The following is a 15,160-nucleotide window of genomic DNA, read 5'->3' on the forward strand; positions in this document are numbered from 1 at the left end:
ACAAAAATACTACAATGAAAGGGGTGAAATCGTATGAAATTGAATTGGTTGCCTTCAATGTGCACACTTGCAAACTTGGGGCTCGGATCACTATCTTTGTATTTCACGATTCAAGAACGATACAGCCTGGCTTTATTAATGATATTGCTTGCGGCAATATGCGATGTACTCGATGGATTACTGGCAAGAATACTGCAATGTACCAGTGAATTCGGTAAACAATTGGACTCATTGGCGGATATTATATCATTTGGTTTAGCGCCAACCTTCCTTATCTTATTGTATAGGTTAGAAGATGCTCACTGGATTGGACCTGCAGTTTCGGTTCTCTTTTTGATCTGTGGCGCACTTCGTTTGGCCAGATTTAATCTGTCGGCGCCTTCCAAAGGGTTCGTGGGGATGCCCATTACTGCTGCTGGAGTCATTCTGTCGATGATTTCTTTACTAGATGAACGTATGAAACCAGGACTGGTCATCGTATTAATGGCAATACTGTCTGTAATGATGGTCAGTCGTATCCCATTTCCTTCCCTTAAAAAATCCTTCAACAGGAAGTGATACAGCCATGCCTTGGATTATTGAGATCATTTCGCAGTACGGATATTTAGCCATATTTGCCCTTATGGCGCTTGGGATTATCGGACTTCCTGTACCGGATGAGGTGTTAATGCTGTTTGTAGGCTATTTATCCTCCGTTATGGTTTTGGACTTTTCACTTTCGGTATTGGTTTGTTTCATGGGATCTATCACAGGAATGCTTATCAGCTATACCATTGGTTTAAGACTAGGGCAACCTGTGGTAGAAAAATTCGGCAAGTGGGTGGGCCTTACACCCAAGCGTTTTGCCAGTATGAAAAGATGGTTTTTGCGGTTCGGCAACTGGGCGATTTTCATTGCCTATTTCATTCCCGGTCTGAGGCATGTATCAAGCTATATCTCTGGAATCAGTGCTATGTCTTTCAAAAAATATATACTCATAACGACTGCAGGAGCGCTAACCTGGTCACTCCTTTTTGTTTCCATCGGCTTTTTTGTGGGGGCTAAGTTTTCTTTTTTATAGCCAGTGGATGATCAGCAATATTAATCGCAATCGAATGGAGCAAGATCTATGAATGTATTGAAGCGATTCTACGCGAATATAACCACCAGGCGTTTTTTTATTCTCGCACTTATCGGGTTGCTGCTGTTCAGTATTCGAGGGATGCTTAATCTGGTGTTGCTGACGTTTTTGATTGCTTTTGTCATGAACAGCTTTCAGACATTGCTTAGTAAACGAATTGGTAAATTTATGAAGGTTAACAGTAAGGTGATTATTGTCATTTTATACCTCGCTTTAATCGCAGTGATTGCACTGGCCCTTGCTAAATATCTCCCTAAAGTATTGGAACAGATTAAGCAATTAACCATCTTCCTTACCAATCTCAAACCAGAAGATCTCCCGCAGAACAAGATTACATTGTATTTGTATGATATGCTCAGGGACCTTAACTATCAGTCCTACATCAAAAGAGGTATCGATTATGTGCTGAAGGTTAGCAACTGGGGTGCGACTTTCGTTATATCGACCATTCTAAGTTTTGTATTTATTCTGGAGAAGAACCGGGTTGTCAGTTTCACTTCTAGAATGAGAGAGAGCCGAATTGCCTGGTTTTATATAGATCTGGAGTATTTTAGCCGAAAATTCATCGTTTCCTTTGGGAAAGTAATTGAAGCGCAAATTCTCATTGCCTTATTCAACACCTGTCTTACTATTATTGGCTTGTGGCTGCTTAACTTCCCATATTTATTTGCCTTATCGATCTTGATTTTTCTGCTCAGTCTCATTCCGGTGGTTGGTTTTTTGATTTCGCTCATTCCGCTCTTAATCATCGGCTACAACATCGGCGGTCTGACAACAGTCACTTATGTGCTGGCGATTATTGCGATATTACATTTTATCGAAGGGTATTTCTTGAATCCCAAGTTGATGTCCACAAAAATGAATTTGCCGATGTTCTACACCTTTATCGTGTTGTTATTTTCTGAGCATTATATAGGTGTCTGGGGACTTCTTCTTGGCATTCCCATCTTTGTTTTTATGTTGGATATCCTTGAGATTACCCACGAAGATTCGTCAAAAAAGTGAAGTCTAAATCTTAATATTCAATAAGATCCAAGTTATAAGCTGTTTTCGGTACTTTTCCGAAGGCGGCTTATTTGTTGTGCAATTGCATGACAAATCTTGCTCCAGTGCTTTTTTTATAAATAACGTTTTATAATGTGTCCTGCTGTCATAAGTTAGCTAAGGGAGTAATAAACAAGGAACAGGAACAAAGGAGGTACGAAAAATGGAATCACAGCTACGGAGGTATACCCCGTTTAGGGGCCCGTTTGATCCTTGCCCACCGGTGCCATTCAAGACATATGTAGTTCCACCGAATCAGTTCATTAACTTTCAGCCACCCGATCTTCCGCAGTTTAGTTTACAGGAAGCTTTGAAGTATGGCACGCTCTGGCCAGCACTGTTCAGCCCGTATGAATCTAAGTGCAAAGGAGGAGGAAAGTAGACTATGGAGGCAAACCCTTGCGATCAACGATATTATGAAATGCTTGAACAGCTGCAGACTCTTGATTTTGCCTTGGTGGAGTTAAACTTATATCTGAATACTCATCCAGATGATTTAAGAAGTATTGAACAATTTAATCAGCTGACTCAGGAACGTACCAAGCTAGCGAATCAATTTCAGGAATTATATGGTCCGCTGCAGAATTTTGGTCGCGCTTATTCGAAATGTCCGTGGGAATGGAATCAGGCTCCTTGGCCTTGGCAGGTGTAAGAAGTATGTACTGTAAGGAACTAAGTTTCTAGAGGAGGGGAAGTTCCCGAATGTGGATATATGAGAAGAAGCTGCAATATCCGGTACGGGTCGGTAAATGTGATATCCGGATGGCGCGTTATTTAAGTGAGCAATACGGAGGAGCCGACGGTGAGCTCGCCGCAGCCCTGCGCTATATGAATCAAAGATACACGATTCCGGATAAAGTTATTGGCGTTTTGAACGATATTTCTACAGAAGAATTCGCCCACCTCGAAATGATTGCCACGATGATCTACAAGCTGACAAAGGATGCGTCGGTTTGCGAACTAGAGGAAGCTGGATTAGGACCGCATTTTGCAGCACATGATCATGCCTTGTTCTACAATAATGCCTCAGGCGTACCTTTTACAACGGCTTATATTCAAGCTAAGGGTGACCCACTGGCTGATCTTTATGAGGACATTGCGGCTGAAGAAAAGGCTCGAGCTACATATCAGTGGCTGATTGACATGACGGATGACGTGGACCTGCAGGATAGCCTTAAGTTCCTGCGGGAGCGGGAAATCATCCATGCGATTCGGTTTAAAGAAGCGGTGCAGATTATTATTGATGATCGGGATCAGAAGCGGATATTTTGAGGGATACTAAAAAAGAGTAAAGTGACCTATTGGTCACTTTACTCTTTTTAAATTTATACGTCTGCATGTAGTTAAGAGTATAAGGACAGCCTATTGGAGTGTGAGTAAAATCCAGAAGGTGAGCTTATATCTTCTTTACGAAAAGGACTGAATTCTTTGAACCAAGCTTCTCGTAATTCAAAAAATGAAAAGAAATTGAAATGGTGGCAGTTAAGCTTATTAGGCGTTGCAGGTACAATTGGAACCGGGTATTTCTTAGGTTCAGGCTTAGCGATTTCTATAGGCGGGCCAGCAGTACTGATCGCTTACATCTTGGCTGCTATTGGGACGTATATAGTATTTGATGCTCTTTCACGTATGACAGCAGAACAACCAGAGCAAGGATCTTTTCGTTCCTATGCAAAAAAAGCATTCGGCAGCTGGGCGGGTTTCTGCAGTGGTTGGGTTTACTGGTTTTCGGAATTGTTAATCATGGGTAGTCAACTAACTGCTTTATCTATTTTTTCGCGCTTTTGGTTCCCAGCGGTGCCTATGTGGATATTTGCTGCAGGGTTTGCTTTATTGGGACTTGTCATCGTCTTTTTTGGGAATAAAGGGTTTGACCGGGTTGAGAATGTGTTGGCTGTAATAAAAATAGCTGCTATTCTCATGTTCTTAATCATTGCGGCTTCTCTATTGGCTGGTTGGATAGGCGGAGGGAAGTATACACCGAAGGTTCCATTAAACTACACCGCGCTATTTCCTAAAGGAGGGGTGGGGTTGTGGTCTGCCTTTCTGTTCGCTTTTTATGCTTACGGAGGGATTGAGGTACTAGGAATTATGTCCAATAGACTTCAAAAGCCGGAGGATGCACCAAAGGCAGGAAAGGTTATGCTGATCGCCTTGGTTATTGTATACATCTTGTCTATTGGTCTAGCTGTAATCATGGTGCCGTTTAGTGCGTTTAACTCGAAAGAAAGTCCGTTTGTTCTAGCGCTAAGTAGTGATCATTTGGCTTTCGTGCCTCATTTATTTAACGGAGTGTTGATTGTCGCTGGCTTCTCTACAATGACTGCGTCACTCTACGCTGTAACTTCAATGATGATTACCCTGTCTCAAGAAGGAGATGCGCCGAAGTTATTTTCTCGGAAGTGGAAGGATAAATATCCTTTTTATGCCCTTACTTTGATCACCGTTGGGATTACGGCGGCAGTGGTGATGTCACTATTGTTACCAGGAAAAGTGTATGAGTATATCACTACTGCGGCTGGGTTAATGCTACTGTATAATTGGTCGTTTATCCTGCTGTCTTCTGGAAAACTGTTAAAAGGAAGTCGGTTTAGCACGATTAAACGTTGGCTAGGATTGCTGCTCATTGGGCTCGCGGTCACAGGTACTCTTTTTCATTCACTCAGCCGCCCAGGGTTATATATTAGTCTGTTGCTTGTCACACTGATCGCCGTTTGTGATTGGATCGTGACACGTGTTCGTAAGAAACATACCGTTGATACGGATAAGGAAGCGAGTAAAGGGAATTTATTGTTAGAAATTCAGGGAATAATAGATTACTCAAAGGGTCCGACAAAAATCATTAGACCCCAAAAAAACAAAACTTAATGAAAAAACAATAGCTGAGCAGCTTGTATACCAAAATAAAGCCCAAAACCAACAAGCGAAAGACCTGACAGCACGGAGATCGATTTTAAAACACGGGTTGTCAGGACTTTACGAAACATGCTTGTGGCGACCGCCATAGATACATCCCAGATCAAAATTCCGAGTACAATAGCTCCGCTATAAATCAACAGCTGTTGCATCGGATACTCCATGGCCGCTTTGGCCAAAATGGACCCGTATATCCCTAGCCAAAATAATATGGAAAGCGGATTGAATAAAGACATCAGTAATCCGGACCAATAAGACTTAGTTAAAGATGAATCACTGCTTCTCATACCGGGTTCAGAAATCACACCAGCATTTTTAATGCTCTCTATGCCCGTATACACCAGCACAAAGAAACCAAATAACCACAAGAATGCTTTAATAAAAGGGGATTCGAGCAGATGGATCACCCCAAAGTAAACTAATAACATGAAAATGATATCTGCACTTATGGCTCCAAGCCCCACTACCCAAGCATGCCAGAAGCCCTTACGAATTCCATTGTCCAGTTGAGCGGCATTAATAGGGCCAATAGGTGCGGATAGCGAAAGACCAAGAACAATATATCCTATGAAAGTATTGATAGCATTCCCTCCTCTCTAATGTTTGTGTGTAGTACTAGCCTATTCAAAAGAAACATTTTGTAGGACAACCAAAAAAGGCCTCCGATTTATCGAAGGCCTTTTCAGGGTACAATCAAATAATGAGAAATGGTATTATTCACTGTGGTGTTGTAGCTGTTTCAATGATTCCAATCGCATAGCTGTAAAATAGAAGCTCCGCCCCAACAACGGAGCGGAGCTAAACACATTTTAAGAATTATTCAGACTCTGGTCTTTTTACCTGAAGTGGTGGAGGAATTAACCAGCCTTTTTTCTTGCTCAAATTGAGGATTTTAACGCCTATCGCTGCTTTAGTTAGGTGATATTTTGCAAATAATGCACCGATATCTTCTCTGATAGAAAGACCCATAACCTGACTACAAGCTACCAATCCTGTAGCAGTGTCAGCAGCAATTTTAGCAGCAATCTCGGGATCCGTGAATCGTGCACCTACAGGAATATCTTCAAGCTTGGCTTCGGGTCTATTCGGCATCGCTGGTACGGAAGCAATCCCGTTATCTGCCAGCAGCGTATCACACTCACTAACCTCAAGCTCGGCTTGATCAATTAATGCGCCTAATACTTTTTTGAGATCATTATCACCGGCATGATACAAGTAAGCTCGGTAACACGAAAGGGCCCCCTTTGCTACCATCGAAGCTTGCCATACACTAAAGATCTCTCCATAATGCATCGGTTCATCCTTGGGGTTGCCACCTAAAATTCCTGTCATAAGAAAGCTCCTTTATATTTAAATTTAAACGTATGTATTATGCCCATAAAGGTTCAAATGTTGCAGTTTTTGTCTGCTTCATAGAAACCTGCTCAGCTGAACAAAATGATATAATTAAGAAACGTGGTTAATGGCAGAAATGATCAGATTGTTGATCAGCAAAGGAGAGAGAGAGTTGAAGAATAACATCATCGAATATTGTTTGAAAAAGAAAGGGGCGACTCAGGAGCATCCGTTTGGGCCTACTCCATTGGTCATCAAAGTGGCTGATAAAATGTTCGCACTTATTTTTGAGGAAACAGGGAAGGTTGTTCGCTTAAATCTAAAATGTGACCCGATCATTGCGGAGAACTTAAGAGAGCAACATGATTGCGTTCGACCAGGCTTTCATATGAATAAAAAACACTGGAATTCAATCATGATCGATGGTTCCTTGTCAGCGTCGGATGTCTTTGACATGATAGACCATTCCTACGATATGGTTGTCAAAAAGCTTCCTAAAAGCCTCCGTGAAGCTATATTGGAAATGAATAAATGAATAATCAAATGAAGGATCGTTTTGCCAACCAAAGTATACCCAAGCTTATTTTCTTATTGGCTATTCCTGCCGTTATAGCTCAGCTAATCAATGCCATGTACAGTGTAGTTGACCGGATGTTCCTCGGAAGAATGGAGGAGGGGGGAACGCTAGCCTTATCCGCTATAGGGATATCTTTTCCGATTATTATGTTGATTTCAGCATTTGCAGCTCTAATCGGAGCTGGTGGGGCACCCCTAGCTTCCATAAAGATGGGCGAAGGAGAACATAAAAAAGCAGAAGAATTACTGGGAAGTTGTTTTACTATGCTGCTGATGGCATCCATAATCCTAACCGCTTTGTTTCTTATCTTTAAGTCGCCATTCTTAACGTTATTCGGGGCGAGCCACGATACATTGCCGCTAGCCAACGATTTTTTAAGCATTTACCTTCTAGGAACTGTGGCGGTGCTCATTTCTTTAGGATTGAATCCGTTCATTGCAGCACAAGGATACGCCAAAACAGCTATGCTCACGGTATGTATTGGAGCGGTTGTGAATATCGTCCTTGACGCCATTTTTATTTTTGAGATGAATATGGGCATTAAGGGTGCAGCGTTGGCAACTGTAATTGCCCAATTTATTTCGGCTATTTGGGTATTGGGGTTCTTAATCTCTAAACGAGCTCATCTGCGCTTGCGTCTATCGAATATGCGCATTAAACCTAAAGAAGCTGCAAGTGTACTTGCATTGGGGCTTTCTCCGTTTATTATGATGTCGACCGAAAGTTTAATTCAAATTGTATTTAACACGTCCTTAGCTAAATTTGGAGGCGATATGTACGTTGCTGCCATGGGGATTATGGGCACGCTGATGCAAATATTTGGGACGTTGTTATCTGGTTTTGCACAAGGGGCACAGCCTATTATTAGCTATAATTATGGAGCTCGCGATTTCGCACGTGTAAAATCCACCATTTTATATTGCAGCGTTTTTTGCGCAGCTTTCGGATTGTCGATGTGGGGCGTGGCCATTTTTGTTCCGAAGCTGCCCATTATCATTTTTACCAATAATCCTGAGCTGGTGGCTCTGACTGCTACATTAATGAAGATATTTTTCCTTGGCACTTGTATTTTTGGTATTCAATTAGCGTTTCAACAAGTATTTATTGCTTTGGGACAAGCACGAGTTTCTATTTTTATCGCGATCTTGCGTAAGATTATCTTGCTTATTCCATTAGTACTTTTGCTCCCGATATTTATTAGCCCGAAAACAGATGCAGTGATTATTGCTGAGCCTATTGCTGATTTTTGTGCGGCACTGACTTGCTGTGTTTTATTTGGACTCACTATAAAGAAGCTTTTTAAAGATAGGTCTGATAAAGCTGGAATACTGTGAGGATGCCCGCAATGGCGAATAGAAGTCGGTGTTCTGAAAAGTATATTTCAAACAAAAGCCGGCAAGCTTCCCTTAGGAGCTTGCCGGCTTAGTTCGTAACTTACATATATTTAGACTGGGATTCCCGATTATTTAGTTACTCTATTCTTATTACCGAATTGCTGGTTTAGCTCGGAGTAGTTAAGTTCAGCAGTGTGGTTCAAGTTCATATCAGCGATGGACAAGCTCTCCTGTATGGAGATATATACAGCGAACATACCTGCCGTTCTGATCGCTTCTACCCCGGCGACTGCGTCTTCGACCCCGACGCAAAATTGCGGATCTACACCAAGCGCATCGGCGGCGGTCAGGAACACTTCCGGGTCTGGTTTGTTGCGAGCAAGCTTGGCTGCATCTACAATAACTCCGAAGTCTTTCTCCATACCTAGAAGGCGGATAACTGTAAAGGCATTTTTACTAGCGGAGGCAATGCCAGTCTTCACTCCGTGGTCCTTCAGCTCGGCGAGCAATTCAGAAATACCAGGCAGCACATCGGCTGGGGTTACCTGCTGAATGAGTTGCTGATAAAACTCATTTTTGCGGGTCGCCATCTCCTCCATCTCTTCGGGAGAATAGGTGTGCGGAGTTGCCGCTTGTCCAAGTAGCAACTCCAGTGAGGCTATGCGCGATACACCTTTGAGGTTCTCATTGAACTCTCGGGTGAACGGGAGGCTCAGCTCTTTCGCAATCATGCCCCAAGCCTGATAATGATATTCTGCGGTATCGGTAATAACGCCGTCTAGATCAAAGATTACGGCTTGAATTTGAGATGTTGCATTCATTGTGTTTCGCTCCTTATGATTAGGCTTGCAGCGCCTGAGTTACCGGCTTCTCGTTGCCCAGAGTTACCGATTGGCCGTAGAGCGTAAGTTCAAGGGCTTCACCCTCTAGCAGTTCAAGCTCCACACCTTCCTCGCGAATGGTTACAGCAATGAGGCGGCCGCGGAAGGTGAGGCGGAAGTTATATTTCTGCCAGCCCGCAGGTAGGGACGGAGCGAGCGACAGGCCATTTTCCTTGAGACGTGTTCCGGCAAAACCGTAAACAATAGCCATCCACGTTCCACCCATATTGGCGAGATGTAATCCGTCTTTAGTGTTTCCGTGCGTATTGTCGAGATCGAGCCGCGCTGTCTCTATAAAATAGTTATACGCTTTGTCCTTATACCCGATCTTCGAAGCCATAATGCTGAATATGCAAGAGGACAAGGAGGAATCATGGGTAGTGATTTGCTCATAATAATCATACGACTTACGAATGGTCTCATGCGACTGCTCGTCTTCCAGCAAGTAATGAGCCAGTACAGTATCGGCTTGCTTGCAGACCTGATAACGGTATAGCGTGAGTGGATGGTAATGCAGCAACAACGGATGTTTCTCCGGTGGTGTATTCTCGAAATCCCAGACCGCTTTGCGTAAAAAAGTATCATCCTGCGGATTAATGCCCAGCTTCTCGTCGTAAGGAAGCAGCATGGCATTCGCCGCCTTCAGCCAGCTGTCTGCTTCTGGTCCAGTTACATGCAGGCGCACACACAAAGCTTGGAATGCAGCCTCGTCATATTCTTGAAGTCGCGCAAAACTGCGTGCGGCCCATTTTAAATTATGTTTGGCCATTACATTGGTGTAATAGTTGTTGTTCACAAGACATGTGTATTCGTCCGGTCCAGTCACTTCATCGATGTGAAACTTGCCTTCGTAGTAATGACCGATCTCCATCCAAAGCCGCGCTGTCTCAAATAGCACCTCGGCGCCGTATTGGAGCAAGAAGGCGTCATCTTCTTCCGCTAGATGGTATTGGATATAGCTGTAGGCTACATCGGCGCTGATATGATATTGAGCTGTACCGGATGGGAAGAAGGAAGAACATTCCGTACCTGAAATCGTCCGCCATGGGAACAATGCACCTTGGGCGTGACCCATCTCTTTAGCACGTTCCCTTGCCTCCTCCAGCTTGGAATACCGGTATAATAGGAGCTGCCGGGCCAAGTCAGGCGAAGTCATTAGGAACACAGGGAACATATAAATCTCCGTGTCCCAGAAATAATGGCCTTCGTACCCTTCACCGGATAAGCCTTTAGCGGAGATGTTGCTATGCGCGTCGCGTCCGGCTGATTGCAGCAGCTGATAAAGGTTGAAACGTATGCCCTCCTGAAGCGACAAGTCGTTCTCAATGACTACATCGGAACGCTTCCAGAAATCAGCCAAATAATGCTCCTGCTGTTCCAGCATGTCTTCAAAGGAGAGGTGCTTCAATGATTCTTGTACCTGAATACCGGTATCTACAAGCATTTGTTCATGTCGTAGTGTATCGGTATAGACATTCCATTTGGTCAGTGATAGTGGCCCAGACAAGGAGGCGGTTGCCGTCACTGTAGCATCGGTTTCTCCAGCCTGAGTTTCAACCTGCCAGTCCCCTTCCCATTCATGTCGGGTAACACAGGAGGTCCGCAGGGCCGAAGCCATCGTCACGTTCTCCAGGCATACATATTCACCCCGAGCTTCGCACGCTACTACGCTCAGGCGTTTGGAATGTCCTGCAGCTACACGCGGGTCATTCGGGTTAGTATAGTTACTAACATCGCCATTTACACGAGAGACAACCCGGATTGGACCGGTGAAATTGATAGGCTCAACAGTCAGATGAATGGCAAAAAGTTCACGGGTAGTGAAAGAAACGAGTCTACGGAAATGCAGCTTGAGTTCTTTACCGGAGGGGGATTTCCAGTGGATTTTACGCTCCGAATATCCCTTGTCCAGATGGAGGTTACGCTCATAGGCGAGGACATTCTCTGCTGTAAGTGCAAATGGCTCCATATCTTCGCCTATATAAATATTTATCCCTTGGGAATCTATAATATTAACCAATTTTTGCTGTGTACCAGGGAAGGCGAATAGCTTCTCCCCATAGGGAATGTCAATTACATCGTGAAAGGCGTTTAAATACGTTCCGCGGATACTGCGGATTTCTTTATCGGAATACCCTTCTTCAAAATTGCCACGCACGCCCAAATATCCATTCCCCAGCGCAAAAATACTTTCCAAATTCAGTAGGGTATCTGCCGACAATCCCTGATTGGCAATGCTCCAGCTCATGCTTATGTTTCCTCCCTTGATGGTTATGAATTGAATTTTAAGTCCGAAAGGGCTAGAATTATACTAAATTATTTAGGATATTATCAAAATTTTTAGGTGAGGTAACAAGTATGGATCAACTTAAAGGACAACATAAACTACCGGAATATTGGTCCACACGTTCTGTGGATCTGTCAGAGGGATTTGTCCATCCTCCGCTGGATTATGAACAAGAGCTTTTGGAAGCTATCCGACTTGGTGACGAGAACCGGGCACTGGAAGCACTGCATAGAATTAACGCAATGGAAGCTGCTACGCTAGCCCGATATCCGCTGCGCTCCAAGAAAAACGCTATGATTGCATCCTGCACCTTGTTTACACGTGCGATTATCCGGGGTGGTGTTGACCCTGAGACCGCTTTTCAGCTGAGTGATACGTTCATCCGTGCGGTGGAAGCTACGACGGAGATTGAGGCACTTCATCGATACGAATATGAAATGGTCCTGCAATTCATTACAGTGATGCGCCAGCAGAAGGAGAACCTTCACTATTCACATATTGTCAATTTATCCGTATATTTTATACGCGAGCATCTGTTTCAAGATTTGAGCCTTAGCCTGATCTCCCGGCATGTTGGTGTGCATCCCAGTTATTTGTCCGACCGCTTCAAGCGTGAAACGGGTATGCCGCTCACGGAATTTGTCAACCGGCGTAGAATTGAGGAATCGCAGTCGATCCTCATTCACACGAATCAGTCTATTTCCGAAATCGCTTTGATGTTTAAATTTTGTAGCCAAAGTTACTATACACAGTTATTTAAAAAATACACTGGCTTGACCCCCAAGCAGTTTCGTCGGGATGGTGGAGCAATTACGAAATGAGAGAAATTGAATCATTAACGATCCCTAAAATTTGCTGTCCATGCTCCCTGGTTGGGTAATGGATAGCTCTTTTTACGTTTCAGCTTCAATAGCCAAACTCGCCTTTGTCCGCTATAAATGAGATTATAAATCCACTAAATAAGTAAGAGAGACGATCAGATGGCCATTTATTTGGAATTCCCACGACTGGATAAAGCCTTTCCGTACCGCTGTATTGAGAACGATGGCAGTATATTAACTACACCACATTGGCATAAGGAAATGGAAATTATCTGGATTGTTAAAGGGAAAGCTTGAAAATAAACGTTTTAAGGCTCTTCCAAATGGTTTGACGCTTAGAATGAAAAGGGGACCAAACGGTTGGAGTGTCCCATATTACGATGTAAGGGATATTTTTGCAGACATTCAAAATTCATTTAGGAATAATCCTGAAATAATGCGGATTAATAGAGAACAAGGGTATGCTAAAGTAAACGATATGTTGATAGAAGAAATAGCTAATAAAATTGGAGGAATCTATAGTATTTTCAAATAATGATGAAATCTGCCTAAAAAGAGATTTATACGAACAATCAAAACCTGGGATGATCGATACTTCATCGCTAAGCCCTAATTGGTTTACTTTTTATTGATCATGAATGGGATGCACTACAAAAAGATTTCTTTGAAAAGCCTCTCGATGGTTTGTTAGTTGATCTAGTCTTGATATTTAGAAAAGGGAATCCCAATTACATCAATTTAGGCAGTCTATTCGGCATTGAAAAAAAGAGAGTTGAAGACAAGAAAAAGATTATCTACAGTGTTAATCAGGTGAATCGGAAGGGAAATGACATTACTAATGTTACAATGTTTCTTGATCCTGATAGCCATAAAATCACAGAGATTTATATATATGTACAAGTATTACCTCAAATGAATGAACTCAAATGTAGATTAGAGGAGAGTTATTCTGATTTACTTGTTAATGTTAGCAATGAGTTTGTGATTATTGATAATGATTTTAAATTAATAATTAAAAGTGATTAAGTAAAAATAAATCACAATGCGAGCTAACCACTGTGTTGTGATTATTTTTTTATTAACAGATACATAGGAGGTTATAAAATAACCCGTTATCAAAGATATGGGCATTTGTTATTCAAGATCCCACCCAGTGCCGAAGGAACCCATTATTCAACCGGTAACACACTTAACCTATGTAATACCCGTATAGAGATTTAGTCATTTCCTTTGTACGCACATCAACTCTTGAATTTTATAACTTAAATAATGCAATAGCGTTACGTCTAACAGGTTGATTATGGTCAGATACCACCATAGTCAACCTGTTTTTTATTATGTTCGCTTTCTTGCGGTTACTTCAAATTTATCGCAATTGTAGATTAACCTGCAGCGATTGTTTAAAAAGAATAAAACGGAGGATCAACCAAAACCCGAGGATTCTAAAGATGTCTTTTTTAAATCGACAGACAGTTCTAAAGAGATTGGAACGGGTTTTGTAGGTACATTAAGAACTCGTGCGAATAAGGCCACCGATCCCCCTTATGACTATTCCAACTGGTTAACGTTAGGGATAGCAGGAGATATCGCAGTCGGGATATATGAAGCAGCCAAAGATCGATCAGAGCATATGTTTGATTCAAAAGAGAAGTTTGCGGATTGGTTGACACTGGGAACAGAGGAGATGGCGAAGGGAGCATTTAATCCAGACGAAGCTTGGTCAGCGGATTATTGGCTCAACAGTCTGGGAATGGTAACGTTGTTGTATGGTCCGGTAGAAAAATCTTTGCTTCCACAGGAGGCGGAGGTCTAAAGCCTCCCAAAGGATTGGATTCTGTAAAAAGTTTTGAGATACAAAAACCGTTGCCGTCATTCAGCATAAATGAAGATTTTCAATTCAAGATAAATAATCTAGATATAGATACCCCGGCACTTCCACAGACTCCGATGCAAATCAATTTTAAGAATGAAATGGACCGGATATTAAGAGAGAAGATGGAAGGGAAAAGTGACAGTAATCATTCAATAAAGGATGTAGAAGTAAAGGCGGTTGAGGGGACGGGTAAAGTTCAGACAGGTGGGAAATCTGATATTTTTGACCCGGATGAATATTTAAGAAATCTTGATAAAGCCGATGAAATGTACGATACTTTTAGGAGTTCAACCACGGATGTAGCATCAATAACAAGAAATACTGGTATGAAGGATAGTAGGGTTCAGAGAATAAAGGAGCATTTGTTTATCAAAGAACATATAAAAGACCATGGTGTTGGGCGCTTTGATGCTGATTATGATATTGCTCAAGCTTGGGAACGACTACAAAAAGGGACGTACAATCAAAGTGATATAGATTTACTAAATCATGAATTGTTTGAGTCGAGATTCGAAGGAATCTTCAAAACAAATTATAGGACAGCACATGATAAAACTTTAGAATCAGGTCGTCCGTGGAATCCATAATAAGGAGGAGACATATATTGGCTTCATTCGTTTTGTTACTTAAGGAAATGGAAGATGAGGAAAAGGTTATTTATAAATTTGGTCCGAATGAGATTGTTATGGGGAGAATTGAATTAAATAAAATAACAAGGAAGTTTGCCGAATTAGACCCGATTCCTGACCCGAACATTTCAACAAAATTTTATTTCGATAGAGCAGCACAAAAGTTATCAGTTTGTTTCATTAGGGAAAATGGACATTTCCCCGATAGAACTACATTTGAATCTTAATGTTAATGAAAACCTTGATTGGCTTCGTGCGTTTCAAGGTTTTTTTCATTGGTGGGACTACCCAGTGCCGAATGAACTTATCATCCACCCAATAACACAAATAACCCATGTAATAC

General features: G+C 42.3%; 20 protein-coding genes. 16 read left to right on the forward strand and 4 right to left on the reverse strand.

The genetic code is table 11. The features are described from left to right. Positions 1-33: 33 nt before the first annotated feature. The 7 genes from pssA to MKX35_RS30775 all read left to right on the forward strand — a co-directional run bounded on the left by pssA (position 34) and on the right by MKX35_RS30775 (position 5,032). Positions 34-558, forward strand: a complete 525-nt coding sequence (gene pssA, locus MKX35_RS30745; RefSeq protein ID WP_076284177.1) for a CDP-diacylglycerol--serine O-phosphatidyltransferase — start codon at positions 34-36, stop codon at positions 556-558. Between the two features lie 7 nt (positions 559-565). Continuing rightward, a complete protein-coding gene (locus MKX35_RS30750) occupies positions 566-1,060 on the forward strand; it encodes a DedA family protein (protein WP_042186384.1) in 495 nt (164 codons plus the stop codon). A 48-nt stretch (positions 1,061-1,108) separates the two neighbouring features. Beyond that, positions 1,109-2,125, forward strand: a complete 1,017-nt coding sequence (locus MKX35_RS30755; protein WP_076301033.1) for an AI-2E family transporter — start codon at positions 1,109-1,111, stop codon at positions 2,123-2,125. A 202-nt stretch (positions 2,126-2,327) separates the two neighbouring features. Further along, the gene (locus MKX35_RS30760; RefSeq protein ID WP_042186387.1) at positions 2,328-2,546 is read left to right on the forward strand and encodes a spore coat associated protein CotJA; all 219 of its coding nucleotides are present in this window, start codon (positions 2,328-2,330) and stop codon (positions 2,544-2,546) included. 3 nt (positions 2,547-2,549) lie between these two features. Beyond that, positions 2,550-2,816 carry a spore coat protein CotJB gene (locus MKX35_RS30765; protein WP_042186389.1) on the forward strand — a complete coding sequence of 89 codons (267 nt, stop codon included), beginning with the start codon at positions 2,550-2,552 and terminating at the stop codon, positions 2,814-2,816. 50 nt (positions 2,817-2,866) lie between these two features. Further along, entirely contained in the window at positions 2,867-3,436 is a 570-nt protein-coding gene (locus MKX35_RS30770) for a manganese catalase family protein (RefSeq protein ID WP_076284176.1), read from the forward strand. A 156-nt stretch (positions 3,437-3,592) separates the two neighbouring features. Next, positions 3,593-5,032: an amino acid permease gene (locus tag MKX35_RS30775; RefSeq protein ID WP_076301034.1), complete on the forward strand. Its 1,440-nt coding sequence runs from the start codon at positions 3,593-3,595 to the stop codon at positions 5,030-5,032. Here the strand turns inward: MKX35_RS30775 and MKX35_RS30780 are convergent. Together MKX35_RS30780 and MKX35_RS30785 are read right to left on the reverse strand one after the other, a co-directional pair. After that, a complete protein-coding gene (locus MKX35_RS30780) occupies positions 5,029-5,661 on the reverse strand; it encodes a LysE family transporter (protein ID WP_076301035.1) in 633 nt (210 codons plus the stop codon). The two genes, MKX35_RS30775 and MKX35_RS30780, sit on opposite strands and share 4 nt — an antisense overlap. Before the next feature lie 235 nt (positions 5,662-5,896). Continuing rightward, positions 5,897-6,412: a DUF3231 family protein gene (locus tag MKX35_RS30785; protein WP_076284173.1), complete on the reverse strand. Its 516-nt coding sequence runs from the start codon at positions 6,410-6,412 to the stop codon at positions 5,897-5,899. A gap of 130 nt (positions 6,413-6,542) precedes the next feature. On the opposite strand from MKX35_RS30785, the gene MKX35_RS30790 reads away from it, so the two are divergent. Both MKX35_RS30790 and MKX35_RS30795 read left to right on the forward strand, forming a co-directional pair. Continuing rightward, on the forward strand, positions 6,543-6,950 hold the full coding sequence (locus tag MKX35_RS30790; RefSeq protein WP_445671591.1) for an MmcQ/YjbR family DNA-binding protein: 408 nt from the start codon (positions 6,543-6,545) through the stop codon (positions 6,948-6,950). Continuing rightward, positions 6,947-8,326 (forward strand): MATE family efflux transporter, encoded by a 1,380-nt coding sequence (locus MKX35_RS30795; RefSeq protein ID WP_076301036.1) that lies wholly within the window; start codon positions 6,947-6,949, stop codon positions 8,324-8,326. The genes MKX35_RS30790 and MKX35_RS30795 overlap by 4 nt, the downstream gene beginning before the upstream one ends. A 128-nt stretch (positions 8,327-8,454) precedes the next feature. On the opposite strand, the gene pgmB is transcribed toward MKX35_RS30795, so the two are convergent. Continuing rightward, positions 8,455-9,147: a beta-phosphoglucomutase gene (gene pgmB, locus MKX35_RS30800; RefSeq protein ID WP_076284171.1), complete on the reverse strand. Its 693-nt coding sequence runs from the start codon at positions 9,145-9,147 to the stop codon at positions 8,455-8,457. A gap of 19 nt (positions 9,148-9,166) precedes the next feature. After that, a complete protein-coding gene (locus tag MKX35_RS30805; protein WP_076301037.1) occupies positions 9,167-11,455 on the reverse strand; it encodes a glycoside hydrolase family 65 protein in 2,289 nt (762 codons plus the stop codon). A gap of 110 nt (positions 11,456-11,565) precedes the next feature. Here MKX35_RS30805 and MKX35_RS30810 point away from each other — a divergent pair, with 110 nt between their 5' ends. From MKX35_RS30810 to MKX35_RS30840, 7 genes are all read left to right on the forward strand, one after another. After that, positions 11,566-12,315, forward strand: a complete 750-nt coding sequence (locus MKX35_RS30810; protein ID WP_076301038.1) for an AraC family transcriptional regulator — start codon at positions 11,566-11,568, stop codon at positions 12,313-12,315. A 159-nt stretch (positions 12,316-12,474) separates the two neighbouring features. Continuing rightward, positions 12,475-12,612 (forward strand): AraC family transcriptional regulator, encoded by a 138-nt coding sequence (locus MKX35_RS30815; protein WP_076301039.1) that lies wholly within the window; start codon positions 12,475-12,477, stop codon positions 12,610-12,612. Beyond that, the gene (locus tag MKX35_RS30820) at positions 12,593-12,850 is read left to right on the forward strand and encodes a hypothetical protein (RefSeq protein WP_076301040.1); all 258 of its coding nucleotides are present in this window, start codon (positions 12,593-12,595) and stop codon (positions 12,848-12,850) included. The genes MKX35_RS30815 and MKX35_RS30820 overlap by 20 nt, the downstream gene beginning before the upstream one ends. A 149-nt stretch (positions 12,851-12,999) precedes the next feature. Further along, on the forward strand, positions 13,000-13,341 hold the full coding sequence (locus MKX35_RS30825; RefSeq protein WP_076301041.1) for a hypothetical protein: 342 nt from the start codon (positions 13,000-13,002) through the stop codon (positions 13,339-13,341). Between the two features lie 370 nt (positions 13,342-13,711). After that, a complete protein-coding gene (locus tag MKX35_RS30830; RefSeq protein ID WP_076301042.1) occupies positions 13,712-14,128 on the forward strand; it encodes a hypothetical protein in 417 nt (138 codons plus the stop codon). A gap of 14 nt (positions 14,129-14,142) precedes the next feature. Beyond that, the gene (locus MKX35_RS30835; protein ID WP_341044531.1) at positions 14,143-14,775 is read left to right on the forward strand and encodes a hypothetical protein; all 633 of its coding nucleotides are present in this window, start codon (positions 14,143-14,145) and stop codon (positions 14,773-14,775) included. A gap of 17 nt (positions 14,776-14,792) precedes the next feature. Then, positions 14,793-15,044, forward strand: coding sequence for a hypothetical protein (locus MKX35_RS30840; RefSeq protein ID WP_076284165.1), 252 nt, complete (start codon positions 14,793-14,795; stop codon positions 15,042-15,044). Positions 15,045-15,160 lie beyond the last annotated feature (116 nt).

The sequence above is a fragment of the Paenibacillus sp. FSL R5-0923 genome (genome assembly GCF_038009145.1).
In the GTDB taxonomy this organism is placed as follows: Bacteria; Bacillota; Bacilli; order Paenibacillales; family Paenibacillaceae; genus Paenibacillus_AQ.